The organism is Methylosinus sp. Ce-a6 (assembly GCF_009811655.1).
Classification (GTDB): Bacteria; Pseudomonadota; Alphaproteobacteria; order Rhizobiales; family Beijerinckiaceae; genus Methylosinus.
In genome coordinates this window covers 68633-91969 of sequence record NZ_BGJX01000010.1, presented here as the reverse complement: position 1 = coordinate 91969, position 23337 = coordinate 68633, and the positions used below count along the sequence as shown (strand labels likewise).

At 64.5% G+C, this 23337-nt stretch carries 25 protein-coding genes and 1 other RNA gene; 10 read left to right on the top strand and 16 right to left on the bottom strand.

The features are described 5' to 3' along the window. Positions 1-88: 88 nt before the first annotated feature. The 3 genes from Mspo_RS09035 to ettA are packed head-to-tail and all read right to left on the bottom strand — an operon-like array spanning position 89 to position 3957. Complete coding sequence (locus Mspo_RS09035; protein WP_159728943.1) at positions 89-1090, bottom strand: ParA family protein; 1002 nt, start codon at positions 1088-1090, stop codon at positions 89-91. Then, entirely contained in the window at positions 1087-2268 is a 1182-nt protein-coding gene (locus Mspo_RS09030) for an RNA-binding domain-containing protein (protein ID WP_159728941.1), read from the bottom strand. The genes Mspo_RS09035 and Mspo_RS09030 overlap by 4 nt, the downstream gene beginning before the upstream one ends. Positions 2269-2304: 36 nt before the next feature. Beyond that, on the bottom strand, positions 2305-3957 hold the full coding sequence (gene ettA, locus Mspo_RS09025; RefSeq protein ID WP_159728939.1) for an energy-dependent translational throttle protein EttA: 1653 nt from the start codon (positions 3955-3957) through the stop codon (positions 2305-2307). Positions 3958-4140: 183 nt separating this feature from the next. Between ettA and Mspo_RS09020 the strand changes: the two genes are divergently transcribed. Continuing rightward, positions 4141-5139 carry an NAD-dependent epimerase/dehydratase family protein gene (locus Mspo_RS09020; RefSeq protein ID WP_159728937.1) on the top strand — a complete coding sequence of 333 codons (999 nt, stop codon included), beginning with the start codon at positions 4141-4143 and terminating at the stop codon, positions 5137-5139. Positions 5140-5372: 233 nt separating this feature from the next. Here the strand turns inward: Mspo_RS09020 and lysA are convergent, their stop codons facing one another. From lysA to argH, 3 genes are all read right to left on the bottom strand, one after another. Next, positions 5373-6647 (bottom strand): diaminopimelate decarboxylase, encoded by a 1275-nt coding sequence (gene lysA / locus Mspo_RS09015; protein ID WP_159728935.1) that lies wholly within the window; start codon positions 6645-6647, stop codon positions 5373-5375. Positions 6648-6656: 9 nt separating this feature from the next. Further along, on the bottom strand, positions 6657-6926 hold the full coding sequence (locus Mspo_RS09010; RefSeq protein ID WP_159728933.1) for a lipoprotein: 270 nt from the start codon (positions 6924-6926) through the stop codon (positions 6657-6659). A 220-nt stretch (positions 6927-7146) separates the two neighbouring features. Then, positions 7147-8538 (bottom strand): argininosuccinate lyase, encoded by a 1392-nt coding sequence (gene argH, locus Mspo_RS09005; RefSeq protein ID WP_159728931.1) that lies wholly within the window; start codon positions 8536-8538, stop codon positions 7147-7149. Between the two features lie 25 nt (positions 8539-8563). On the opposite strand from argH, the gene Mspo_RS09000 reads away from it, so the two are divergent. After that, a complete protein-coding gene (locus tag Mspo_RS09000) occupies positions 8564-9253 on the top strand; it encodes a TlpA disulfide reductase family protein (RefSeq protein WP_159728929.1) in 690 nt (229 codons plus the stop codon). Then, positions 9250-9822, top strand: coding sequence for an NUDIX hydrolase (locus Mspo_RS08995; RefSeq protein WP_159728927.1), 573 nt, complete (start codon positions 9250-9252; stop codon positions 9820-9822). Before Mspo_RS09000 ends, Mspo_RS08995 begins: the two co-directional genes overlap by 4 nt. A gap of 198 nt (positions 9823-10020) precedes the next feature. Here Mspo_RS08995 and grxD read toward each other — a convergent pair whose 3' ends face one another. From grxD to purL, 3 genes are all read right to left on the bottom strand, one after another. Further along, a complete protein-coding gene (grxD, locus tag Mspo_RS08990; RefSeq protein WP_159728925.1) occupies positions 10021-10362 on the bottom strand; it encodes a Grx4 family monothiol glutaredoxin in 342 nt (113 codons plus the stop codon). Positions 10363-10437: 75 nt separating this feature from the next. Further along, positions 10438-10668: a BolA/IbaG family iron-sulfur metabolism protein gene (locus Mspo_RS08985; protein WP_201281663.1), complete on the bottom strand. Its 231-nt coding sequence runs from the start codon at positions 10666-10668 to the stop codon at positions 10438-10440. Between the two features lie 23 nt (positions 10669-10691). Then, entirely contained in the window at positions 10692-12887 is a 2196-nt protein-coding gene (purL, locus tag Mspo_RS08980; protein WP_159728923.1) for a phosphoribosylformylglycinamidine synthase subunit PurL, read from the bottom strand. A 363-nt stretch (positions 12888-13250) separates the two neighbouring features. Here purL and Mspo_RS08975 point away from each other — a divergent pair, with 363 nt between their 5' ends. After that, a complete protein-coding gene (locus tag Mspo_RS08975) occupies positions 13251-14966 on the top strand; it encodes an OmpW family outer membrane protein (RefSeq protein ID WP_159728921.1) in 1716 nt (571 codons plus the stop codon). A 182-nt stretch (positions 14967-15148) separates the two neighbouring features. Beyond that, positions 15149-16255, top strand: a complete 1107-nt coding sequence (locus Mspo_RS08970; protein ID WP_159728919.1) for a DGQHR domain-containing protein — start codon at positions 15149-15151, stop codon at positions 16253-16255. A 188-nt stretch (positions 16256-16443) separates the two neighbouring features. Here Mspo_RS08970 and Mspo_RS08965 read toward each other — a convergent pair whose 3' ends face one another. The 7 genes from Mspo_RS08965 to Mspo_RS08935 form a co-directional block, all read right to left on the bottom strand. Next, a complete protein-coding gene (locus tag Mspo_RS08965; protein WP_159728917.1) occupies positions 16444-16638 on the bottom strand; it encodes a DUF4169 family protein in 195 nt (64 codons plus the stop codon). A 6-nt stretch (positions 16639-16644) separates the two neighbouring features. Continuing rightward, complete coding sequence (locus Mspo_RS08960; RefSeq protein WP_159728915.1) at positions 16645-17199, bottom strand: SspB family protein; 555 nt, start codon at positions 17197-17199, stop codon at positions 16645-16647. Positions 17200-17244: 45 nt separating this feature from the next. Further along, positions 17245-17620: a transfer-messenger RNA gene (gene ssrA / locus Mspo_RS08955) on the bottom strand. Between the two features lie 123 nt (positions 17621-17743). After that, a complete protein-coding gene (locus Mspo_RS08950) occupies positions 17744-18076 on the bottom strand; it encodes a helix-hairpin-helix domain-containing protein (RefSeq protein WP_159728913.1) in 333 nt (110 codons plus the stop codon). A 119-nt stretch (positions 18077-18195) separates the two neighbouring features. Beyond that, positions 18196-18420 carry a hypothetical protein gene (locus tag Mspo_RS08945; protein WP_159728911.1) on the bottom strand — a complete coding sequence of 75 codons (225 nt, stop codon included), beginning with the start codon at positions 18418-18420 and terminating at the stop codon, positions 18196-18198. Further along, on the bottom strand, positions 18417-19022 hold the full coding sequence (gene pth / locus Mspo_RS08940) for an aminoacyl-tRNA hydrolase (RefSeq protein ID WP_159728909.1): 606 nt from the start codon (positions 19020-19022) through the stop codon (positions 18417-18419). The genes Mspo_RS08945 and pth overlap by 4 nt, the downstream gene beginning before the upstream one ends. A gap of 101 nt (positions 19023-19123) precedes the next feature. Continuing rightward, positions 19124-19783, bottom strand: coding sequence for a 50S ribosomal protein L25/general stress protein Ctc (locus tag Mspo_RS08935; RefSeq protein WP_159728907.1), 660 nt, complete (start codon positions 19781-19783; stop codon positions 19124-19126). A 231-nt stretch (positions 19784-20014) separates the two neighbouring features. Between Mspo_RS08935 and Mspo_RS08930 the strand changes: the two genes are divergently transcribed. From Mspo_RS08930 to Mspo_RS08910, 5 genes are all read left to right on the top strand, one after another. Continuing rightward, the gene (locus Mspo_RS08930; protein ID WP_159728905.1) at positions 20015-20359 is read left to right on the top strand and encodes a helix-turn-helix transcriptional regulator; all 345 of its coding nucleotides are present in this window, start codon (positions 20015-20017) and stop codon (positions 20357-20359) included. Beyond that, complete coding sequence (locus tag Mspo_RS08925) at positions 20343-21245, top strand: SRPBCC domain-containing protein (RefSeq protein ID WP_159728903.1); 903 nt, start codon at positions 20343-20345, stop codon at positions 21243-21245. Before Mspo_RS08930 ends, Mspo_RS08925 begins: the two co-directional genes overlap by 17 nt. A 9-nt stretch (positions 21246-21254) precedes the next feature. After that, a complete protein-coding gene (locus Mspo_RS08920; protein ID WP_159728901.1) occupies positions 21255-22265 on the top strand; it encodes an SRPBCC family protein in 1011 nt (336 codons plus the stop codon). A 90-nt stretch (positions 22266-22355) separates the two neighbouring features. Then, positions 22356-22778 carry a VOC family protein gene (locus Mspo_RS08915; protein WP_159728899.1) on the top strand — a complete coding sequence of 141 codons (423 nt, stop codon included), beginning with the start codon at positions 22356-22358 and terminating at the stop codon, positions 22776-22778. Positions 22779-22922: 144 nt separating this feature from the next. Further along, positions 22923-23333, top strand: a complete 411-nt coding sequence (locus tag Mspo_RS08910; RefSeq protein WP_159728897.1) for a VOC family protein — start codon at positions 22923-22925, stop codon at positions 23331-23333. Positions 23334-23337 lie beyond the last annotated feature (4 nt).

The window sequence follows — 23337 nt, the reverse complement described above, 5'->3', positions numbered from 1 at the left end:
CGTTCCGGGCTGACGCGCGCCGCTCGCGAAGGCAGTCGAGCCGGAGAGACGGTAGCCATCGCACGACCGAGCAATGGCGGCGCTCTCGTTAAAGACGAAGTCGATCGATAATTTTGTCGGCCAGAGCTCGAAAGTTCTTACGAGCCTCGATCACGCCGGCCTGATGCGCGCCAATCGCTCCATCCGCCGCTTTCAAGTTGAAAATCGGCTTGATTGCGTCCTGCGCCATCGGCATCAAGGATCGATAATCCTTCAGCTCTGCGAGGCAGTTGGGATCTTGATGCGGATCGCGGCAACTTTCATCGACACCGACGTGTCTTAGGACAAACTCTCGGTAGGCTGCGGGCATTTCCGCCGCCCAATTGAGATAGGCTCTCGCCGGACGTCCCGAGCGCATCGAAAAGCGGCTGATGACATAGCCGATAGGCTCCATCGCCCCCTCCGGCGCTTCGAAACCCAAGCCTTTTGGCGCACGCTTCTTTTTTTCCGCCCAGTCTTCCCGCCATGTGGTCAAAGTCTTGCCAACATTTTTCAGCCCTTGCAGCGAGAATGCGTCGCTGCCGAGAGGAATCACGACATGATCGCTCGCCACCAGAGCCGCGCGATTCAGCGGTCCGAGATTCGGACCGACATCGATGAGCGCTATCGTTGCATTTTGCTTATGCGCCACCGTGACGATTGCCCGGTGGAAACCGCATATCGTCCGAAACGCTTTCTTTTTCGTCGGCTCTTCAGAGGAAAGGCAATTTCCCCACTGGGTCGACAATTCACTTTCCGCACCGGAAAGAGCCAAGTCGCCAGGGATCAGCGTAAGGCCTTCAGTCATGATTTCGGCGTCGATCTCGGCAAGATCACCCACCCCTTCCAGCAACGGCAGAAACGCATGGTAGATCGTTCGGACGCCATGGCCCGTTTCCAACAACTCCGCCGCGCGGTCCTCCCCGAGGAAAAACGTCGTGACATTGGCTTGCGGATCGAGGTCGCAGACGACCACTTTGTGGCCCATCTCATTGAGCATCCAGGCCAAATGAAAAACGAGCGATGTCTTTCCGACGCCGCCTTTATTGTTGAAGAAGGCGACTGTCTTCATCGAGCGGCTCGCATGACGACGAACACGAAATTACCTTCAGCGCGTATTTCCAACGGCGGATTTCCGTTATCTTCCAATGCCTTGCGCGCAAGAGGAATCCCTACGCCGAACCTCTCCACCAAGCCCATGTTGTGCATCGCTTCCGCGACATTCGGATTCCGATATCCGGTGAAGCCCGGCTCTCCCAATTTATCCGGTTGAATTTGAAACGGGCCGCCGGGATTGTCGATTTGGATTCTGTCGTCGAACCAAGTCACCCTGATCGGGGCGCTGATTTCGTAATCGCGGTGCATGACGGCGTTTCGGACGATCTGTTGGAGAGCCGTTATCGGATAGAGCGACTGTTTGACATGACGCTCACCCGGGATGGTCAGTGATGTGACGTTATGCGCCGAGAGCTTTTCCTCCAGAACACGCACAATTACGTCGATGGTGCCGCTCGAGCGCGCCTCATCGATCGTGTCGTCAGTGATTTTGTCGCCTGCAATCCGACGAAACTGCACATAAGCGCCGGGCAACCAAGAGAGTGGATCGATTCCGACGACGAGCAATCCGGTAGGTGTGGCGCGGCCCTCCCCGTCCATGAGCTTGAGAGCGGCGAGCTGTTGCTCCACCGAACGCCCGTTTTCCGCCAAAACCGACGGATTCACAGCCTCGGTCAAGTAATCCAGTTGAAATCGCTTCACATCGAGGTCGCCGATCGCGCTTCCCGAGATGCCTCGCGCATCGAAGGGCAGCGCCCGGCCTTTACGTTGCTCGATAAGTCTTCGTTCCTCCTCCGAAGTCGCTGGCGTAGTCGTTGTTCCGATCCGCACATAAGCAATGCCGTGGCGGCGAACGGGCGGCGATTCCGATGGAGAAACCTCCAGAACTATGACCGTTTTGCCGTGAACGGCGACAGGCGTGACCGTCATCGAAGGGGTCGGCGTAATTTTTCCGTCCACTCGGAGCTGCGCCAATTTTTGCAATGTCGCATCGTCACTTGGCGTTCCGACAATTCGTCCATCCTTGTCGATGCCGATCAAGATTAACCCAGGGCTTCCAAACCCATTGATGTCGTTGGCAAACGCGCACACGGTCTTGCTGATGCCGTCAAGACCGGCGATCGATTCCTTGAACTCTATCGTTGCAGCTTCGCCTTTGGAGGCGAGCGCCTCGAGATCGTGTGGAGCAGGCATGTCGCCTCTCTCTTCCAGCGAGTTTCGATCATTCATTCACCGCGAGAATTTCTTATATTTCAGCCGATGCGGAATCACGCTGTCGAGGCCGAGACGGCGCTTCTTGTCCTCCTCGTAATCGGCGAAATTGCCCTCGAACCATTCGACATGGCTGTCGCCCTCGAAGGCGAGCATATGGGTCGCGATGCGGTCGAGGAAGAAGCGGTCGTGCGAGATGATGACCACGCAGCCGGCGTAATCGACCAGCGCCTCTTCCAGCGCGCGCAGCGTGTCGACGTCGAGATCGTTGGTCGGCTCGTCGAGCAGCAGCACATTGGCGCCCTGCTTCAAAATCTTGGCGAGATGCACGCGGTTGCGCTCGCCGCCCGAGAGCATCCCGACCTTCTTCTGCTGGTCGGTTCCCTTGAAGTTGAAGGCGCCGCAATAGGCGCGCGAATTGATCTCGCGCTTGCCGAGATAGATGATGTCATTGCCGCCGGAAATCTCCTCCCAGACGGTCTTTTTGTCGTCGAGCGCGTCGCGCGACTGGTCGACATAGCCGAGCTGCACGCTCTCGCCGACGTTGACGGAGCCGCCGTCCGGCTTCTCCTGCCCGGTGATCATGCGGAACAAGGTCGTCTTGCCGGCGCCGTTGGGGCCGATCACGCCGACGATGCCGCCCGGCGGCAGCTTGAAGGAGAGATCGTCGATGAGCAGGCGATCGTTGAAGGCCTTCGACACATGCTCGACGTCGATGACATTGGCGCCGAGGCGCTCGGCCACCGGAATGACGATCTGCGCGGTCGTCGGCGCCTTCTCGTTCTGCTTGGCGACCAACTCCTCATAACGCTGGATGCGCGCCTTGGATTTGGCCTGGCGGGCCTTGGGCGAGGAGGAGATCCAGTCGCTCTCCGCCTCGAGGGCGCGCTGGCGGGCCTTGTCCTCGCTGCTCTCCTGCGCGAGGCGCTTCTGCTTCTGCTTCAGCCAGCTGGTGTAATTGCCCTCGTAAGGAATGCCGCGGCCGCGATCGAGCTCGAGAATCCAGCCCGTGACATTGTCGAGAAAGTAGCGGTCGTGGGTGACGATGAGGATCGCGCCCGGATAATTGCGCAAATGCCCTTCCAGCCAATTCACCGTCTCGGCGTCGAGATGGTTCGTCGGCTCGTCGAGCAGCAGCATCTCCGGCTGCTCGAGCAGCAGGCGGCAGAGCGCCACGCGGCGCCGCTCGCCGCCCGAGAGCTTGACGACGTCGGCGTCGTCGGGCGGGCAGCCCAAAGCCTCCATCGCCTGATCCACCTGGCTGTCCAAGTCCCAGAGGCCCTTGGCCTCGATCTCGTCCTGCAAGCGGGTCATCTCGTCCGCCGTCTCGTCGGAATAATTCACCGCGAGATCATTGTAGCGGTCGAGAACCGCCTTTTTCTCGGCGACGCCGAGCATCACATTGCCGCGCACGTCGAGCGCCGAGTCGAGCTGCGGCTCCTGCGGGAGATAGCCGACGCGCGCGCCCTCGGCGACGAAGCCTTCGCCGGTGAACTCCTTGTCCGTGCCGGCCATTATACGCAGGAGCGTCGACTTGCCCGCGCCATTGACGCCGAGCACGCCGATCTTGGCGTCCGGGTAGAAGGAGAGATTGACGTTGTCGAGGACCTTCTTGCCGCCCGGATAGGTCTTGGTGAGACCCTGCATGTGATAGATGAACTGCCGCGCCATGGGTGATCGGTCCCGCTAGAGAAAGAAACTCGGCGCGATGTTTAGCGCCTTTTGGGCGGAAGTGAAAACCGGCTTTTTGCGCGGCGGGAGGGCGCGACCGCGGCAGATACGTACGGGGCCGAATGTTGACAGCGCCGGGCCTTTTCCGCCACAGGTTGACCGTCTCCAACGGGAGCGGGCGATATGCGCGTCTTCGTGACCGGCACGGCCGGATTCATCGGCTTCCACCTCGCAAGACATCTGCTCGAGCTCGGCCACCGGGTCGACGGCTTCGACGGGCTCACCCCCTATTACGACGTGACGCTGAAAGAGGCGCGCCATGCCGAGCTCCGCCAGTTCGAACGCTTTCGCGCGCATATCGCCATGCTCGAGGATATGGAGGCGCTGACGCGCGCCGTCGAGACGGCGGAGCCCGAGGTCATCGTCCATCTCGCCGCGCAGGCGGGCGTGCGCTACAGCCTCGAGAATCCGCGCGCCTATATCGACGCCAATCTCGTCGGCGGCTTCAATATTCTCGAGGTCGCGCGCGCGCAGGGCGTCCGCCATCTGCTGATGGCCTCGACGAGCTCCGTCTATGGCGGCAATGAGCATATGCCTTTCCTCGAGAGCGAACGCGCCGATTTCCCGTTGACGCTCTACGCCGCGACGAAAAAAGCCAATGAGGCGATGGCGCATTCCTACGCGCATCTGTGGCGCATTCCGACGACGATATTCCGCTTCTTCACCGTCTATGGCCCCTGGGGCCGGCCGGATATGGCGCTGTTCAAATTCGTCGACGCGATCGAGAAGGAAAAGCCGATCGACATCTATAATCACGGGAAGATGCAGCGCGATTTCACCTATGTCGGCGATCTCGTCGACGCGATCCAGCGGCTCGTCGACCTCCCGCCGGAGATCGGCGCGGACGACTCCGTCTCGCCCGTGGCGCCTTTCCGCATCGTCAATATCGGACGCGGCGAGCCTGTCGGCCTGCTCGATTTCGTCGAGGCGATCGAGCGCAAATTGGGCAGACGAGCGATCCGCAACTATCTCGAGATGCAGAAGGGCGACGTGCCCAGCACATTCGCCGATTGCTCGCTGCTGGAGCGGCTCACCGGATATCGTCCGCACACATCGGTGGAAGAGGGGGTTGCGGCTTTCGTCGATTGGTATCGCGGATATTACGGGAGCGCGAGGGGCTGAACGGGCCCCTCCCCGCTTCGCAAAACAGGCGCTCCCTGTTTGCGTATGATACGGTTTCCGCGTGATCGCTTCGCTCGATGACCGCCCCGGCCGTCATTGCGAGCGAAGCGAAGCAATCCAGAGCCGCCCCACGGCTCTGGATTGCTTCGTCGCTCCGCTCCTCGCAATGACGACCATACGGAATGCGAAACGCATGACTGCCGAAGTCGGCAACAGCCGACGCGGGGAGGGAACTATTTGCCCAACCACTCCGGCACGGAGTCGAGCGCGATCAGCTGCTCCACGCTCGGCCGCTCGCGCACCACCGCCCATTTCGCGCCGTCGACGAGAACCTCCGGCGCGAGCGGGCGGCTGTTGTAGGTTCCCGCCTGCACCGCGCCATAGGCGCCGGCCGTGAGAATCGCCAGCAGATCGCCCTGCGCCGGCTCGGGGATGGAGCGGCCGAGCGCGATATAATCGCCCGTCTCGCAAACCGGCCCGACGACATCGGCGACGATCTTTGGATGCGACGGCGAAGCCTGCGCGACCGGGATCAGCTCGTGCCAGGCGTCATAGAGCGTCGGGCGGACGAGATCGTTCATGCCGGCGTCGACGATGACGAAAGTCTTGGCCTCGCCCTGCTTCACATAGAGCACGCGAGTCACCAGAATTCCGGAATTGCCGACGATGAGCCGCCCCGGCTCGAACAGCAATTTGCATCCCAGCCCGGCCATATGGCGGCGCACGATCTCGGCGTAGCGGTCGGGGTGATAGGAGGCCGGATCCTCACCCTCGTGATAGGGAATGCCGAGGCCGCCGCCGAGATCGACATGGGAGATCGCGCGCCCGTCGGCGCGCAGCCCCGCGACCAGCTCGGCGAGCAGCGAAAACGCCTCGTCGAAAGGCGAAAGATCGGTGATCTGCGAGCCGATATGCATATCGACGCCCGTGACCGCAACGCCCGGCAGGCGCGCGGCATGGGCGTAAATCTCGCGGGCGCGCGACAGCGGCACGCCGAATTTGTTCTCGGCGAGACCGGTCGAAATCTTGGCGTGCGTCTTGGCGTCGACGTCCGGATTGACGCGCAAGGAGACAGGCGCGCGCTTGCCCTTGGCGGAGGCGATGCGGGAAATCTCGGCGAGCTCGGGCTCCGACTCCACATTGAAGCAGAATATGCCCTCGTCAATGGCGAGCGCGATCTCGGCTTGCGTCTTGCCGACGCCCGAGAAGGTGATCTTGCCCGCGGGAACGCCAGCGGCTCTGGCGCGCTTCAGCTCGCCGCCCGAGACGACGTCCATTCCAGCGCCGAGGCCAGCGAGCAGCGTCAGCACGGCCTGGTTGGAATTGGCCTTCAGCGCATAGCAGACGAGCGCGTCGAGGCCCGCGAAGGCGGCGGAGAAGACCTCGAAATGCCGGCGGATCGTCGTCGCCGAATAGCAGTAGAAGGGCGTTCCGACCTTCTCGGCGATCTTTGCCAACGGAACATCGTCGGCGTGGAGCGCGCCGGCGCGATAGTCGAAGTGATGCATGTCGCGCTTTTAATCCAGCAGCGGGTCGAGGATGAAGGGATATTGATCGGGCGGCCGGAAGCCGGGCGTGCCGGGGATATATTCCACCGCCTTCACATCCTCGGCGACCGGCGTCTTGCCGCCGACGGGCGTGACCGTGGTCTTCTGCGCCACCACCGCCCTGGGCCGCGCCGCGACCTCGGGCGGCAGATCGAGCGCGCCGCGCCGCCCGCAGCCGGAGAGGGCGAGCGCGAGGATCAGGAGCGACGCCGCCGAACGCGGCCGGAACAGATCAGCCATGAATCTCATCCATCGGAGAATCTCATCCATCAGCGCCCTGACGAAAGGGCGCTCACCTCCCCCTGATCGCCGAAGGCGAGCGGGAGGGGGCGACATTCCGAGTTTCGGGGCTCACCCCACCCCGGACCGCTTCGCGGTCCGACCCTCCCCTCGAGGGGAGGGTGAGACCAGGTCCGCGGCACTATAGACGAAAGCGCGCGGATGACGAGACCGCGCGGCCTCAGTCCTTCCTCTTGGCCAATTGCTTCAGCCAGCGCCGCGCCTGCTTGCGCACATTCTCGGGCGCCGCGCCGCCATAGCTCGTGCGGCTCTTCACCGATTTGTCGACGCCGAGCACGCTGAACACATCTTCGGTGATGCGCGGCTCGACCGACCGCATCGTCTCCAGCGGCAGCTTCTCGAGGCCTAAATTGCGCGCGGCGGCGAGGCCGACGATACGCCCCGTCACATGATGCGCCTCGCGGAAGGGCAGGCCGAGCGCGCGCACCAGCCAGTCGGCGAGATCGGTCGCCGTGGCGTAGCCGGCGCCCGCCGCCTTGCGCATTCGAGGACGGTCGACGCTCATGTCGCGGACCATGCCCGCGATCGCCGCCACGCAGAGCGCGAAATTGTCGAGCGCGTCGAAGGTCCCTTCCTTATCCTCCTGCATGTCCTTGGAATAGGCGAGCGGCAGGCCCTTCATGACGACGAGCATCGCCTGCAACGCGCCGAGAATGCGCCCGGTCTTGCCGCGCACCAGCTCGGCGGCGTCGGGATTGCGCTTCTGCGGCATGATGGAGGAGCCGGTGGTGAATTTGTCGGAGAGCGCGACAAAGGCGAATTGCGAGGTCGTCCACAGCACGATCTCTTCGGCGAAGCGCGAGAGATGCGTCGCCGAGATCGCCGTCGCCGAGAGCGTCTCCAGCACGAAATCGCGATCGGAGACGCTGTCCAGGGAATTGGCCGTCGGCCGCGCGAAGCCGAGCGCCTTGGCCGTCTTCTCGCGATCGATGGGGAAGGAGGTGCCGGCGAGCGCCGCCGCGCCGAGCGGACATTCGTTCAACCGCGCGCGCGCATCGGAAAAGCGCCCGCGGTCGCGCGCGAGCATTTCGACATAGGCGAGCAGATGATGACCGAAAGTGACCGGCTGCGCCGATTGCAGATGGGTGAAGCCGGGCATGACGCTGCCGGCCTCTTCCAGCGCCTTCTCGGCGAGGGCGAGCTGGAGATCGGCCAATTGCGCGTCTATGTCGTCGATGGCGTCGCGGACATAGAGGCGGAAGTCGGTCGCGACCTGGTCATTGCGCGAGCGCGCCGTGTGCAGGCGTCCGGCCGCCGGGCCGATGAGATCGGCGAGCCGCTGCTCGACATTCATATGAATGTCCTCGAGCGCGCGCGAGAAAGCGAAGCTCCCCTCCTCGATTTCGCCCAGAATCTGCTCTAGGCCGCGCGTGATGGCGGCGGCGTCCTCCTGCGACACGATGCCCGTCTCGGCGAGCATGGCGACATGAGCGAGCGAGCCGCGCACATCCTGCGGGGCGAGGCGCCTGTCGAAGTCGATGGAGACGTTGATCGCCTCCAGAATCGCGTCGGTTGCGCTTTGGAAGCGGCCGCCCCATATTTTGCTCGTCATAAATCCTCTCGGGATGAGCCGATCGATGACCGACCAGAAAGTAAGCCCCAGCCGAGGCCGCCTGCCGACTTACGCCGGCGGCGCGCTCGTCCTCGCTGCGATCGCCGGCGTTCTATACGTGAACGGCGGCGGCAGCGGCAAGACGAGCGCCGTGAGCCAGGCCTGCGCGGCGTCGCGCGAGACGTCACAGCGCGTCTCGGCGCTCGCGAAGGGCGAGGTCGCGGCCATGGCCATCGCGAGCGAGCCCGAGCCCATGCCGGACGTGACCTTCACCGGGCCGGACGGCCAGAAGCGCAAGCTCGAGGACTTCAAGGGCAAGACGGTGCTGCTCAATCTCTGGGCCACTTGGTGCGTGCCCTGCCGCGGCGAGATGGCGGCGCTCGACCGGCTGCAGGCCAAGGCTGGCTCGGATAAATTCGAGGTGGTGACGATCAATGTCGACACCTCCAGGCTCGACCGGCCCAAGGCCTTTCTCGGCGAGATCGGCGCGAAGAGCCTCGCCTACTACGCCGATCCCAAGGCCGAGATCTTCTTCCAGCTGCGGCAGAGCGGCCAGGCGCTGGGCCTGCCGACGACCTTCCTCATCGACGGCTCCGGTTGCCAGATCGGCTTGATGCAGGGTCCGGCCAATTGGGATTCGGAGGAGGGCCGCTCGCTGGTGACGCGCACGGCGGAGCTCTCCTCGAGACCGGCGCCCGCCGAGACCATACATTGACCGACGACATATTGCGGCCCTGGGAGGTGCGGTCGTCCCGCACGCTCGTCCGCGACCGCTGGATCAATCTGCGCGCCGACCGCTGCGTGACGCAGCGGGGCGCGGAGCTCGATCCCTATTATGTGTTGGAATACGAGGACTGGGTCCATGTCGTCGCCTTGGACGAGGAGGACCGTCTGCTGCTGGTGCGCCAATATCGCCATGGCGCCGGCTCGGCGTCGCTGGAGCTGCCGGGCGGCAAGCTGGACGCACATGAGAGCGATCCGATCGCGGCCGGCGCGCGCGAGCTGCTGGAGGAAACCGGACACGCCGCGCCATCATTGCGACATTTGGCGCGCCTGTCGCCCAATCCGGCGACGCACGCCAACTGGATTCACGTCCTTTATGGCGAGGGCGCGAAAGAGATCGCGCCTTTAAATCTCGACAGCGGCGAGGACATTTGCGTCGAGCGCATCCCCTGGCGCGAGGCGCTGGCGCTGGCGCTCGGCGGCGGCGTCCTCAACGTCCAGCATGTCGGCCTGCTGGCCATCGCTTTCGCCCGCATGAAGGGCGTGACCATCGGCGGTTAGGCGCTCTCCTTCTCCCGCTTGCGGGAGAAGGTGGCCCGGCGAAGCCGGGTCGGATGAGGGCTCGTCCCACATCGACGCTCTTCGAACAAGAGCCCGCGCGCTCCCGGGACGAGAGCCCGCTTCGCGTCACAGCCCCTCATCCGACCTCGCTTCGCGAGGCCACCTTCTCCCGTAAACGGGAGAAGGATTCGCGCCCCATTACGCCTTCGCCGCCGCCTTGTGGGGAATGCCTTCCTTGTCGAAGAGCGCGGTCAGCTCGCCCGACTGGAACATTTCGCGGGTGATGTCGCAACCGCCGATGAACTCGCCCTTCACATAGAGCTGGGGAATGGTCGGCCATTGCGAATAGGCCTTGATTCCGTCGCGAATGGCGGCGTCGGCCAGCACATTGACGCTCTTGAAGGGAACGCCGACGTGGCCGAGAATCTGGCAGACCTGCATGGAGAAGCCGCATTGCGGGGCGGCGGGGGTGCCCTTCATGAACAGCACGACGTCGGCGCTGTCGATCTCGGATTTGATCGCGGTGGTGATGTCGGACATGGGATTACCTCGTCTAGCGGAATTCAAGGTTCCGTTGCAGGCGGCCCGGCGAGCGCCGCCGGACAAAACGCGAATTTATAGAGCGGTCGTCGTCAAGGCCAGAGCATGCAGCTCGCCGCCGAGCCGCTCGCCGAAGGCCTTGTTGACCATCTGATGCTGCTGCACGCGGCTCTTGCCGCGGAAAGCCTCCGATTTCACCGTGGCGGCCCAATGATCGCCGTCGTCGGCGAGCGCGGTGATCTCGATCACGGCGTCCGGAATGGCCGCCTTGATGAGACGCTCGATTTCACTTCTTTCCATCGCCATTTGCGCATCGACCTCCTGGAGCCTTAGGCGAAGACGCCGTCATCGCCGGCCATATAGGCCGGCAGCGGCGCCTCCTGCGCATGTTGCAAGCCGTAAAGCAATATCGGCGCCTCGCCGGGGAGATGCAACTCGTTTCCGCCGGTCGCGCCCAGGGCGAGGATCGCGATTCCCCCGGCCCTCGCTTCCTTCTCGATCGCCTCCGCCTCCGCGGGCTCGGCCACGATCAGGAAGCGCGCCTGATCCTCGCCGAACAGAACCGCATGGGCCGGCCCCTCGGGCAGGCGCTCGATCGTCGCGCCGACGCCGCCGGCGATCGCCATTTCCGCGAGCGCCACGGCGAGGCCGCCGTCCGAGAGATCATGGGCGGCGAGTATGCGCTGCTCGAGCACGAGAGCGCGAACGAAATCGCCGTTGCGCTTCTCGGCCTCGAGGTCGACCGGCGGCGGCGCGCCGTCGCGGCGGCCGCAAAGATCGCGCAGATAGAGCGACTGGCCGAGCCAACCCTTCGTCTCGCCGACGAGCAGGATCGTCTTGCCGCCGTCGGGCAGAGCGCTGGCAGAGGCGAGCGCCACATCGCTGATGACGCCGACGCCGCCGATCGCCGGTGTCGGCAGAATGCCTGTCCCCATCGTCTCATTGTAGAGCGAGACATTGCCGGAGACGATGGGGAAGTCGAGCGCCCGCGCCGCCTCGCCTATGCCTTCCAGGCAGCCGACCAATTGGCCCATGATCTCGGGCTTCTCGGGATTGCCGAAATTGAGATTGTCGGTGAGCGCCAGCGGCTGGCCGCCGCGCGCGGAAATATTGCGCCAGGCCTCCGCCACCGCCTGTTTGCCGCCCTCGACCGGATCGGCCGCGCAATAGCGCGCCGTCACATCGGTCGTCAGCACCAATCCCTTGCGCCCCTCGCGGACGCGGACCACGGCCGCGTCGCCGCCCGGCGCGCGCACCGTATTGCCGAGGATCAGATGGTCATATTGCTCCCACACCCAGCGCTTGGAGCAGAGGTCCGGCGTCGCCAGCAGGGCGAGCAGCGCCGCGCCATTGGAGTCGGCCGGCGCGATCGAAGCCGCATCGAGAACCGGCGCCTTCGGCGTCGGGACATGCGGCCGGTCATAGACCGGCGCCTCGTCGCCGAGCTCCTTGATCGGCAGATCGGCCTCGACCGCGCCCTTATGCTTCACGACGAAGCGCAGATTATCGGTGGTCTTGCCGATGATCGCGAAATCGAGGCCCCATTTGCGGAAAATGGCCTCGGCTTCTTTCTCCTGCTCGGGCCGCAGCACCATGAGCATGCGCTCCTGGCTCTCCGAGAGCATCATCTCATAGGCGCTCATGCCTTCCTCGCGGCAGGGCACGGCGTCGAGATCGAGCTCTATGCCGAGATTGCCCTTGGCGCCCATCTCGACGGCGGAGGAGGTGAGGCCGGCCGCGCCCATATCCTGGATCGCGATGACGGCGCCCGACGCCATCAGCTCGAGACAGGCCTCGAGCAGCAGCTTTTCCGAAAAAGGATCGCCGACCTGCACGGTCGGGCGCTTCTCCTCGGCGTCGGCCTCGAAGGAGGCGGAGGCCATGCTCGCGCCGTGAATGCCGTCGCGGCCGGTCTTGGAGCCGAGATAGACGATCGGATTGCCGACGCCGGCCGCCGCCGAATAGAAGATCGCATCGGCGCGCGCGAGGCCCACGGCCATGGCGTTGACCAGAATATTGCCGTCATAGGACGAGTCGAATTCGGTCGAGCCGCCGACCGTCGGCACGCCGAAGGAATTGCCATAGCCGCCGATTCCGGCGACGACGCCGGCGACGAGCCGCCGAGTCTTCGGGTGCGCCGGCCGGCCGAAGCGCAAGAGATTCAGGCAGGCGATCGGCCGGGCGCCCATTGTGAAGACGTCGCGCAATATGCCGCCCACGCCCGTCGCGGCGCCTTGATAGGGCTCGATGAAGGAGGGGTGGTTGTGGCTCTCCATCTTGAACACGCAGGCGTCGCCGCCGCCTATGTCGATGACGCCGGCGTTCTCGCCCGGCCCCTTTATGACCCAGGGCGCCTTGGTCGGCAGCTTGCGCAAATGGATGCGCGACGATTTGTAGGAACAATGCTCGTTCCACATGGCCGAGAAAATTCCGAGCTCGGTGAGGGTCGGCGCGCGGCCGATGAGCGCGAGAATGCGATCATATTCCTCTTTCTTCAGCCCATGCGCCAAGGCCGTCTCGAGCATCGTCTCTCCCCCGCCGGCGCCGCCCGGAGGCGGTCTTCGGCTCTGTCGCCTGGAAGTCAAATCGTCGCAGTCACGGCCGAGCTCCATGGAGGCCGGCTGCCGACGAATCTGCCGCGATTCTCTCGATTCGGCCCGGAAAGGCCGAAGAATCCGGCGGTTCGCCACCCGATTAATAGGATCGCCGCGCGATGGCAACAGCGGCGCCCTGTTGCCAAAGAGTCACAGCCGGAGAGAAAGAATTGTGAGACGCCGCAATCTTTGATCTAGATCAAGTCCTCCAGTCTAAAATCGGAGCAATTTGATCGCCGACTCGGACAAGCGCGCGCTTCGCGCCGGTCCTCGAGAGCAATACGGGGGAGCCTGATGAGAAGAGTTTTACGCGGCGCGCTCGCCGCATCTGTTTTGACCGCAGCGAGCGCTACGGCTCAGGCGGCGGATCTTCCCTCGCTGAAGGGCGCGCCGCTCCCGCCGCCGCCCCCGGCCTTCAGCTGGACCGGCCTCTATGGCGGTATCAACATCGGCTATGGCTTCGGCGACTCGAGCCGGGAGACCGGCTCGCTCGGCTATCTGACGCCCGGGGCGCTCGGCGCTCTTCCGGGAGGGTCGGGCTGGAGCGCCTCCCAGGATCTCAACGGCGTCATCGGCGGCGGACAGGTCGGCTATAATTATCAGGTCTCGCCCTGGCTCGTGCTCGGTCTCGAGGCCGACATTCAGGCCTCGAGCGTGGAGAGCAAGGCGAAATCCGCGATCGGCGTCTTCGACGCCATCAACGGCCCGCATCTGCAGACCTCCGATTCGACCAAGGGCGTCGACTGGTTCGGCACGGTGCGCGGCCGCGTCGGCTTCACTCTGCCGTCCCTGCCGAATCTGATGGTCTATGGCACCGGCGGCTTCGCCTATGGCCAGGTCATCCACAATGTCGGCTTCGCCGATAATTTCATCGCCGCGGGCGCCGGCTTCGGCGGCGCCGCCGTCGGCCATGGCTATTCCGACGACACGCGGACCGGCTGGGCGGCGGGCGGCGGCGTCGAATGGTCGCCCTTGCCGAACTGGTCGCTCAAGGCCGAATATCTCTATGTCGATCTCGGCTCGACCAACGCCAATTCCGTCGCTCTGAACGGCGGCGCGGTGGCGGCGCTCGGCGCCACGGCCCCGGTGTTCGCGGCGACGCAGAACTCGCCGACCCGCTTCCACAATGTTCGCGTCGGCCTCAACTGGCACTTCGACCCCTTCGCGCCGGGCCTCGTCGCGCGCTCGGCCGGCGGTCTGCCGTCGCTCAAGGAGCCGCCGCCGCCGGCTTTCGTCGACAGCTATCAGCCCTTCCAGGTCCGCCTGAAGGTCGCCGGCGTCATTCCGCTGAACGGCCATGGCACGGTCTATGATCAGGGCATCGGCTATCCGGGCCTCGGCTCCATCGGCCGTCTCTCGGGCCTCACCGGCGCCAATGGCGTGATCGCCGGCGCGAGCACCAACACCTCGACGTCGATCATCCCCATGCTCGACGTGGCCTATTATCTCACCAAGAACTGGGCGATCGAAGCCATCTGCTGCGTGGCGCCGCATCACATCCAGGGCACGGGGACGATCGCCAGCGACTTCGCCCGCGCCTGGCTGTTCCCGCCGTCCATCATGGCGCAGTATCACTTCACCAATTTCGGCCAGTTCCAGCCCTATCTCGGCGTCGGCGTGAACTTCACGACCTTCTGGGGCGTGCGCGTCAACAACGACACCTGGGGCATTCCCTTCGCGGCGGGCTCGGCGCTGGCTGGCCTCGGCGTTCCCGGCGTCACCAGCACCTTCCAATGGGCGACCGTCGCTCCGTCCTGGGGTCCGGTCGGACAGGTCGGCTTCGACTATATGTTCAACGAACATTGGGGCGTGAACGTCGACTTCAAATATATCGGGCTCCACCCGATGGTTCACTCCACGGCCGTCGCTTTCGCGCCGACGGCTCCGGTGCTCGGACCGATCTTCCTCCCGGTCAAAGTGTCGCTGCCGATCAATCCGATCGTCATCTCGGCGGGCATCACCTATCGCTTCGGCGGCGGCCTGCTGCAGCCTGTGCTCGCCAATTTCTGAGCGACCCCGTAAATCGAGAAAAAACAAACCGGCTCCGAAAGGAGCCGGTTTTTTGTTGGGGATAATGCGATTCGCCTTGTCCTTTGCCGCCTTCTCGTTAGGATTCGGTCGGTCACGTGTTCGATTCGGTTTATTTCGACGATCGCCGGCGCATCCGGCGCGTTTTTTCGAAGGATCAGAACATGGAAAATCCGATCGACGCGCCGCCGTCCGACCATGCCGATCCGAGCGAGCTCGAGCCTGCGCTCGAAGCCGCGCTTCCAGCCGAGCGCGCCGACGAAACGGATGCGCCGCAACCGCCGAGCGACGGGCGCTTCGCCAAAGCCCCCGCCCTGCTCGTCACCCAGGGCAAGCACCGTTTCTACACGCTCGTCCTGCCCAGCGATCTGCTCGCGGCGACCTGCACGGTGGAGGCGCGGCTCGAAAATCCGATCGAAGGTTTCCAGCGCCTCCTCGACAAGAAGCGCGCGCGAGAAATCGCCGATTATATCGATAGCGGTTTCGGCAGCGTGCCGAGCGCGATCATCCTGTCCGCGCAGCCGCGCGCGCAGCTCCATTTCGACCGCCAGACGGGTGAGCTGAGCTTCCGCAAGGACCCGCGCTCCTTTCTCATCATCGACGGGCAGCACCGCGTCTATGGCTTCAATCTGGCGGCCAAGAGCGTCAAGGCGCCGGTCGTCGTCTACAACAGGCTGACGCGCGCGCAGGAATGTCAGCTGTTCATGGACATCAACACCAAGCAGCGCCCCGTCCCGCCGGAGCTCCTGCTCGACATTCGACGCCTCTCCGAATCGGAGACCGAGGCCGAGGCGCTGCTGCACAATGTGTTCGACCTCTTCGCGACCGACGAGAAGAGCGTGCTCTCCGGCCTACTGAGCCCGTCCGAGCGCCGCAAAGGCAAGATTTCGCGCGTGACCTTCAACGCCGCGCTGAAGTCGATCGACGGCGCTTTCGTCGACGCCTCGCCGCAGGACGTCTATCAGGTGCTCAACGCCTATTTGCGCGCCTGCCTCAACGGGCTGCGCTATCACGGGGCGGAGGCGAACATCGTCAATCCCGCTCTGTTCAAGGCCCTCGTGCTGCTGTTCGCCAATGTCGCCGAGCGCGTCTCCGACCGCTATGGCGGCCGCTACACGACGCAGAATTTCGAGGACATTCTCGGCCCCTTCTTCCGCAAGCTGAAGAAGAACGAGCTGCCCAAGCCCACGACGGGCCATCTCGCGCTCTATGAGTATTACCGGAAGACGCTGAGCTCGGGCTTCTCGCTCAAGCAATGGCTGTTCGCCTGATCGTCTAGAGCCATTTGAATTCGCATGTTCTTCTCCGAAAACCGCTTCGCACTTTTCGGGAACATGCTCTAACGTCAACGTCATTGCGAGCGGAGCGAAGCAATCCTTCAGCCCTGGGGCGGCCCCTGGATCGCTTCGTCGCTTCGCTCCTCGCGATGACGGCCGTGAGATGATCAACCGGAAGCCGATCACTTCGGCGTGGATTCCGGCTTCTCCAGCCGATGCGCGTCGAGCTTTCCGCTCTCGAGCCGAGCGGCCGCTTCGCCGAGCTCACGCTCTGCTTTCGTGCGGCCGAAGGCGACGCGATTGGCCTGCGCCTCCGCCTCTTCGGCGCGCTTCTCCCTGATCTTGCGGGCGCGTCGCAGATTGACGATCTCGCCCATGGCGGGTCAGGTCTTTTTGCGGAAGGCGTCGATGGAGACGATTTTGGCGGCCTCGCCGCTCTCCTCGGCCGCGGGCGGCTCCGTCTCCTGCCGCTTGTCGCTGCGGGCCGGACGCAGACCCGGCCGCACCGGGGTCGGCTCGGCGCTTTGCTGCGGCCGCGCCGGAAACTGAGTCGGAGCCTCGTCGCGGGCCGGGGCGAGCTCGTCCACCTCCCATTTGAGGCCGAAATCGACGGACGGGTCCGAGAAGACCGTCACCGCGTCGAAGGGCACATAGAGCTGCTCGGGAATGCTGCGGAAGGACAGGCCCACGGAGAAGCCGCGCTCGTCGACGACGAGATTGGAATATTGATGCTGCAGGATGATCGTCATTTCCTGCGGCCATTGCTCGGCGAGGCGCATGGAAATGCGCACGCCCGGCGCCTTGGTGCGAAAACTGATGGTGAAATGATGGTCGCCGGGCAGCCGGCCGGCGGCCGCCGCATCGGCGAGAACCTTGCGCATGACGCCGCGCAGCGCGTCCTGAACGAGAAGATCGTATCTGATGAGGTCGGTGGACATGACGCTCGCCGAGAACCCCTGTTTGCTCTGCCCCTTGGGGACGAAAGTGGAGGCTTCTGTTGCCAGGCGCCTCCGAGCCCCGCCTAGAAGTGCAACCCCCTAGGGCTTGAATCCCAGTACCTTCACTGCATTACGCAGCGACGGCCACCGGAGCATAGTTGTCGTTGGCAACTATAAGGTTCGACCCGATAACGGCGGTATCATGCCGAGCGAAAAATCACCCTTTACGCCCTCGTCGATCCTATTTCGCCCCCGCCCCAGGCCGCCGCGCCAAATGCATCGATGCGTGACGGCCTCGGGTGGAGGCGCCGGGTACCGCCCCCGGGTCCGATAGGTTTATTACGGAGTTCGTTTATCGCCATAGCCGCCCCGAGGGACGGCAGTTCACAATATACGCATTACGGGCCGATGCGGAAAGGGGCTCGGCGACGGAGCCTCGCTGTTTCTCCCCCGCTTTCTGCCAAAACGACGAAAACGCCCGCCGAAGTTCGGCGGGCGTCTCGAAAAGCGCGGAGGTCCTGGGGAGGACGCGCTCGGCTAGGGATCAATTGTGCTTGACGGTCAGCCCGTCCTTGACCTGGGTGAACAGCGTCTCGGTCAGAATGCGGCTCTTCACCAGCTCGTCCGTGGACTTATAGGGCCGGCCCTTGACGATCGCCTCCGCCAGAGTGTGGGTGAGGCCCTTGACGCCGGCGAGCTGCTCCACCGTCGCCGTATTGATGTCGAGCGGCTGGGCGACGGCGACCACCTGCTTCACCGGCGCGGTCGCGGCGGCGGCCGGTCCCGCCGCAGGCTTCGCCGCGGGCGCCGTCGCGGTCTGGGCGAAAGCCGGAGCGGAGGCGAAAAGGGCGATGGCGAGAATGGCGTTGGTCTTCATGATGTCTGTCTCCTTGGACCGGGACGTTTCCCCGATCGACGAGCGCATCATGCCGGCCTCGCGCTGAACCCGATTTGAATGCGGCGTTCAGCGGAAATTCAGCCGCCGGGCCCCGGCTCTCACTCGCCCTTCAGGCAGGAGACGGCGGCGGGCAGGCAGGCCGCGCCGACCATGGAGCAAGCCGCGGCGCCATCCGCCTGACGCGCGCAGACGAGGCAGCCGTCGGTCCATTCCTGGCAGGCGGGGTGGTCTTCGCCATAGGCCTGGGTCGGTTTTTCTTCGGCCGCAGCGGCCACGCTCGCGCAAAAAAACGCGAGCGCGAAGGCCGCGCGCGCGGCGATCACGGCTCGCCCACGCGCTTGGGCGCGGCGAAGCCCGCCGCCTCCATGGCGAGATGAATCCTGTTCTGCAGGCCGGCGTCGTCGCCCTTGGCGATCAGCGCGGCATTGTCGGCGAGCGCGCCGCAGAGCGCGCGCACCCATGGCTCCTCGCTCTTGGCGAAATCGCCCAGCACATAAGAATGCACGCGCGCCTTGTCGCCCGGATGGCCGATGCCGAGCCGCACGCGCTTGAAATCCTGCCCGATATGCGCGCCGATGGAGCGCAGGCCATTGTGGCCGGCCGCGCCGCCGCCCACTTTCACGCGGCATTTGGCCGGCGCGAGATCGAGCTCGTCATGAAAGACGACGACGTCGGAGAGCGCGATCTTGTGGAAGCGCGACGCCTCGCCGACGGAGCGGCCCGATTCGTTCATATAAGTCTGCGGCAGCAGCGCGAGCACGCGCTCGCCGGCGATCGTCCCCTCGCGGACGAGGCCCTGGAACCGCGCGCGCGGCGCGGAAAAATTATGGGCGGCGGCGATCGCCTCGACCGCCATGAAGCCGATATTGTGCCGGTTCCCGGCATATTCGCGGCCGGGATTGCCGAGGCCGACGAAGAGCAGCATCGCCTATTGGCTCCCAGCGAGGAGTGCGGTCGGAATTGGGCAGTCGGCGTCGGGCGGTCGGCAGTCGAGACGACCGCCCAACGCCCGACTGCCCGCTGTCGTTACTTCTTCTTCTCGGGAGCGGCCTTGCCGCCCTTGCCCTTGGCCGGAGCCGCGGCGGCGGCGGCCGCAGCGGCGGCGGTCTCCTCTGCCGAGACGACGGGCGGCGCGATCGAGGCGACGGTGAAGTTCTTGTCCGGATTGGTCGGCTTGCAGTTCGGCGGCAGGGTGAAGGCCGAAATATGCAGCGAATCGTTGAAGTCGAGACCGGTCAGATCGCCGGTGATCGCATCCGGAATATTATCGGCCGGCACCCACATCTCCACCGAATGGTAGACGATGTTGAGCGAGCCGCCGCGCTTCAGGCCCGGAGCCGCCTCATGATTGACGAGATGCACGGGAACTTCGACGCGCAGGCGCGAGCCGGCCTTCAGGCGCAGGAAGTCGACATGCAGCGGGAAATCCTTGACGACGTCGAGCTGATAGTCGCGCGGAATGGCCCGCTCGGCCTTGCCGTCTATGTCGAGCTCGAAGATCGTCGTGAGGAAGTGCCCGGCGTAGATGAGCTTGGTCAGCTCCTTCTTGTCGAGCGACAGCGGCGTCGGCGCCTCGCCGCCGCCATAGATGACTCCTGGTATACGGCCCTCACGGCGAACGCTGCGGGCGGCCCCCTTGCCTGTCCCGCTGCGCACCGTGGCCGCGAGCTTCTTGATCTCGGCCATTTCGGTGTCCTTTTTCAAAGAGAAAGCGCGCCTTTCGCCTCCAGGGGTGTCGGATGCCGGCGCGCTGCAGGGCTTATAGGCGACGCCCAAATCCGAGGCAAGGCTGCGGGTGGCCTCGGTGTCCTCGGCGGCCTCGAGGTTTGGTCGCCACGAGGAACCGAACACGAAGCTTGACAGCTATATTCCATATTAGTTATATAACTGTATAGTTAATTACATGACAGGTAACAGATGCCCGACCCACTCAGCGCCACATTCGCCGCGCTGGCCGATCCGACGCGCAGGGCGATCCTCGCCAGGCTCGCTCGAGGCGAAGCATCGGTCGGCGAGCTCGCGGCCCCTTTCTCCATCAGTCAACCGGCGGTCTCGAAACATCTGAAGGTGCTCGAGCAGGCCGGCCTGATCAAACGCGGCCGCGCCGCCCAATCGCGTCCCTGCAAGCTGGACGCGGCGCGGCTGCGCGAAGTCTCCGACTGGCTCGAGACCTATCGGCGATTCTGGGAAGAGAGCTTCGATCGGCTCGACGCTTATCTCGCCGAACTGCAGAAAGGCGACCCCGATGCTCAAAAGAATTGACGAATCCTTTCCTCCCCTCGTGATCGCGCGGCGCTTCGCGGCGCCGCCGGCGCTGCTCTTCGACGCCTGGCTCGATCCGAAGGCGGTCGGCAATTGGCTCTTTCGCACGCCCTCCGGACAATCCGCGCATGTCGAGATCGGCGCGCGCGTCGGCGGCGGCTTCGCCATTCACGAGCGGCGCGGCGAAATTCTCCAGATGCATTTCGGCGAATATCTCGAGATCGAGCGCCCGAGCCGTCTCGTCTTCGCCTTGGGAATACGGCGCGAAGGCCCGTTCACGCGAATCGACGTCGACATTCGCCCCGACGGCGCTGGAAGCCTGCTGACGCTGACGCATTATCTGACGCCGGAAGCGGCGCCGAGATCCTTGGCCATCCGCGCCGGCTGGACCGGAATTCTCGAAGGCCTCGCGCGCCAGACGGGCGAAGCGGACGCGCCGCATCGGCTCGTTCTGCTGCGCACATTCGAGGCGCCGCGCGCGCTCGTCTTCAAATGCTGGACCGAGCCGCAGCATCTCATGCGCTGGCTCTGCCCCGCGACATTCCGTGTGCTGTTCGTCGAGAATGATCTGCGCGTCGGCGGCAATTGGCGCGGCGGCATGCGCTCGCCCGAGGGCGAGGATTTCATTCACCGCGGCGAATATCTCGAGATCGAGGCGCCCGCGCGCCTCGTGCTGACGCATCAATGGGAGCGCAATCATCTCGAGCCGAAAGCGCTGACGACTCTCGAGATCGAGCTCACGGAGCAGGACGGCAGGACCGAGATGATCTTCGTGCAGAGCGGCCTCGCCACCGCAGAGTCCGCCGCGTCGCACGGCCATGGCTGGACCGGCGCATTCGACAATCTCGCCGAGCTCGCGCGCGAGCTCGGCGCGAAAAGCGAGTGAGGAGACGTCATGTCCGACGAGGCTCGAATTTCCATTCCAGCCGATGCGCCCGAGATTTCCGGCGCGCGCCTCGTCGATGCGCCGCGCGCGCTCGTCTTCGACGCTTTCTTCTCCGCCGATCGCCTCGCGCGATGGTTCGGGCCGAAGGGCTTCTCGCTCACGACGCGCGCTTTCGAATTCGCGTCCGGCGGCGTCTGGCGTTTCGTCATGCACGGCCCGGACGGACGCGATTATGAGAACAGAATCGTGTTTCGCGAGATCATGCGCCCCGAGCGCATCTCCTATATTCATGCCGGCGACGACGTCGACGTCGAGCCCGTGCGGATGGAGACGATCATCGTTCTCTCGCAGGAGGGCGAGAAGACGCGCGTCGATTGGCGAATGCGCTTTCCCTCTCTCGCCGAGCGCGATCGCGTCGAGCGCGACTATGGCGCCGCGATCGGCCTCGAGGAAAATCTCGGACGTCTCGGCGATTTCGTCGAGGCGTCGGCGGGCTCCGCCTTCGTCACGTCACGCCGCTTTTCCGCCTCGCGCGAGCTGCTGTGGAAAGCGCTCACCGAGCCCGAGCGCATGGCGCAATGGTTCGGGCCGAAGGGCGTTCCGGCCGTCGCCGCGCAAATGGATTTCCGCCCCGGCGGCTCCTATCACTATGGGCTGCGGACGCCGGACGGCGGCGCGATGTGGGGGTTGTTCGAGTATCTCGAAATCGAGCCGCCGGCGCGCATCGTCCTCCTCGCTTCCTTCTCGGACGCGATGCGCGGCCTCACGCGCCATCCTCTGAGCGGAACCTGGCCGTTGAAGGTCGAGACGACTTATCTCTTCGCGGAAACAGACGGCGGCTCGGAACTGACGTGCCTCGCCCGGCGCCCTTCGAAGCGAGCGCGGAAAAGATCGCGACCTTCGCCGGCGCGCTCGGCGCCATCAACAATGGCTGGGCCGGAACACTCGAACAGCTCGAGAGCTATCTCGCGAGAGTCTTGTTTCACTGAAACACGGAAAGACTCTAGGCTTTTGTTTTGACGCATTTCCGACGCCGAACCGGCGTCCGCTTCGGCTGGAAACGCTCTAGCCTCTGATCGCGGCGAACCGCTTCACACAAAGGAGACGTCCATGACCATCGAGCCTTATCTCTTTTTCGCGGGCCGCGCCGACGAGGCCATCGCCTTCTACGCAAATGCGCTCGGCGCCGAAGTGCGGATGCTGCTGCGCCACAAGGACAATCCCGAGCCGCCGCCGCAAGGCGTCATCGCGCCCGGCTTCGAGGACAAGGTGATGCACTCGACCTTGAAGATCGGCGACGCCATCCTGCACGCTTCCGACGGCTGCGGCCAGGAGGAGCCGGGGGCGACGGGTTTCAACGGTTTCGCCCTCTCCATCTCGGCGAAGGACGAGCCGGACGCCGATCGCATCTTCGGGGCGCTCGTCGACGGCGGCGAGGTCCGCATGCCCCTGGGCAAAACCTTCTTTTCTCCTCGTTTCGGCATGGTCGCGGATCGCTTCGGCGTGCTGTGGATCGTCATCGTCCAGCACTGATCGCGCTTCCCCGGGACATGATCTTCAGCCCTGAAAGGCGGCCTCCGGATTGCTTCAGAGCTCGCGCTCGCGAGCCCAGCGAACGATCCGTAAAATCGCGGCGAGCGCCACGCATGAAGCGGCGCTCGCAGGGGAGAAGACGCCATGACCATTCAACCTTATCTGATCTTCGACGGCCGCGCCGAGGAAGCCGCCGCCTTCTACGAGAAAGCGCTCGGAGCGCAGATTCAAATGCTGATGCGCTACAAGGATTCCCCCCTGGCGCCGCCCGCGGACATGATGCCGCCGGGATGGACCGCGAAGGTCATGCATATGGCGCTGAAGATCGGCGACACGATCGTCTTCGGCTCGGACGGCGACGGCGAGGAAACCGGCTTCAAAGGCTTCTCGCTCTCCTATGGCGCAAAAACGATCGACGAAGCCGAACGCGTCTTCGCCGCGCTCGCCGAAGGCGGCGAGACGCAGATGCGTTTGACCAAAACTTTCTTCTCACCTGCTTTCGGCACGCTCACCGATCGCTTCGGCGTTCCCTGGATGGTGGTCGTGCCGCAGTGACCGC

Bases quoted from the DNA above. Each gene is read 5' to 3' on its own strand.
- Mspo_RS09035 (WP_159728943.1), bottom strand. From the start codon at position 1,090: ATGAAGACAGTCGCCTTCTTCAACAATAAAGGCGGCGTCGGAAAGACA.
- Mspo_RS09030 (WP_159728941.1), bottom strand. From the start codon at position 2,268: ATGCCTGCTCCACACGATCTCGAGGCGCTCGCCTCCAAAGGCGAAGCT.
- ettA (WP_159728939.1), bottom strand. From the start codon at position 3,957: ATGGCGCGGCAGTTCATCTATCACATGCAGGGTCTCACCAAGACCTAT.
- Mspo_RS09020 (WP_159728937.1), top strand. From the start codon at position 4,141: ATGCGCGTCTTCGTGACCGGCACGGCCGGATTCATCGGCTTCCACCTC.
- lysA (WP_159728935.1), bottom strand. From the start codon at position 6,647: ATGCATCACTTCGACTATCGCGCCGGCGCGCTCCACGCCGACGATGTT.
- Mspo_RS09010 (WP_159728933.1), bottom strand. From the start codon at position 6,926: ATGGCTGATCTGTTCCGGCCGCGTTCGGCGGCGTCGCTCCTGATCCTC.
- argH (WP_159728931.1), bottom strand. From the start codon at position 8,538: ATGACGAGCAAAATATGGGGCGGCCGCTTCCAAAGCGCAACCGACGCG.
- Mspo_RS09000 (WP_159728929.1), top strand. From the start codon at position 8,564: ATGACCGACCAGAAAGTAAGCCCCAGCCGAGGCCGCCTGCCGACTTAC.
- grxD (WP_159728925.1), bottom strand. From the start codon at position 10,362: ATGTCCGACATCACCACCGCGATCAAATCCGAGATCGACAGCGCCGAC.
- Mspo_RS08985 (WP_201281663.1), bottom strand. From the start codon at position 10,668: ATGGCGATGGAAAGAAGTGAAATCGAGCGTCTCATCAAGGCGGCCATT.
- purL (WP_159728923.1), bottom strand. From the start codon at position 12,887: ATGCTCGAGACGGCCTTGGCGCATGGGCTGAAGAAAGAGGAATATGAT.
- Mspo_RS08975 (WP_159728921.1), top strand. From the start codon at position 13,251: ATGAGAAGAGTTTTACGCGGCGCGCTCGCCGCATCTGTTTTGACCGCA.
- Mspo_RS08970 (WP_159728919.1), top strand. From the start codon at position 15,149: ATGGAAAATCCGATCGACGCGCCGCCGTCCGACCATGCCGATCCGAGC.
- Mspo_RS08965 (WP_159728917.1), bottom strand. From the start codon at position 16,638: ATGGGCGAGATCGTCAATCTGCGACGCGCCCGCAAGATCAGGGAGAAG.
- Mspo_RS08960 (WP_159728915.1), bottom strand. From the start codon at position 17,199: ATGTCCACCGACCTCATCAGATACGATCTTCTCGTTCAGGACGCGCTG.
- Mspo_RS08950 (WP_159728913.1), bottom strand. From the start codon at position 18,076: ATGAAGACCAACGCCATTCTCGCCATCGCCCTTTTCGCCTCCGCTCCG.
- pth (WP_159728909.1), bottom strand. From the start codon at position 19,022: ATGCTGCTCTTCGTCGGCCTCGGCAATCCCGGCCGCGAATATGCCGGG.
- Mspo_RS08935 (WP_159728907.1), bottom strand. From the start codon at position 19,783: ATGGCCGAGATCAAGAAGCTCGCGGCCACGGTGCGCAGCGGGACAGGC.
- Mspo_RS08930 (WP_159728905.1), top strand. From the start codon at position 20,015: ATGCCCGACCCACTCAGCGCCACATTCGCCGCGCTGGCCGATCCGACG.
- Mspo_RS08925 (WP_159728903.1), top strand. From the start codon at position 20,343: ATGCTCAAAAGAATTGACGAATCCTTTCCTCCCCTCGTGATCGCGCGG.
- Mspo_RS08920 (WP_159728901.1), top strand. From the start codon at position 21,255: ATGTCCGACGAGGCTCGAATTTCCATTCCAGCCGATGCGCCCGAGATT.
- Mspo_RS08915 (WP_159728899.1), top strand. From the start codon at position 22,356: ATGACCATCGAGCCTTATCTCTTTTTCGCGGGCCGCGCCGACGAGGCC.
- Mspo_RS08910 (WP_159728897.1), top strand. From the start codon at position 22,923: ATGACCATTCAACCTTATCTGATCTTCGACGGCCGCGCCGAGGAAGCC.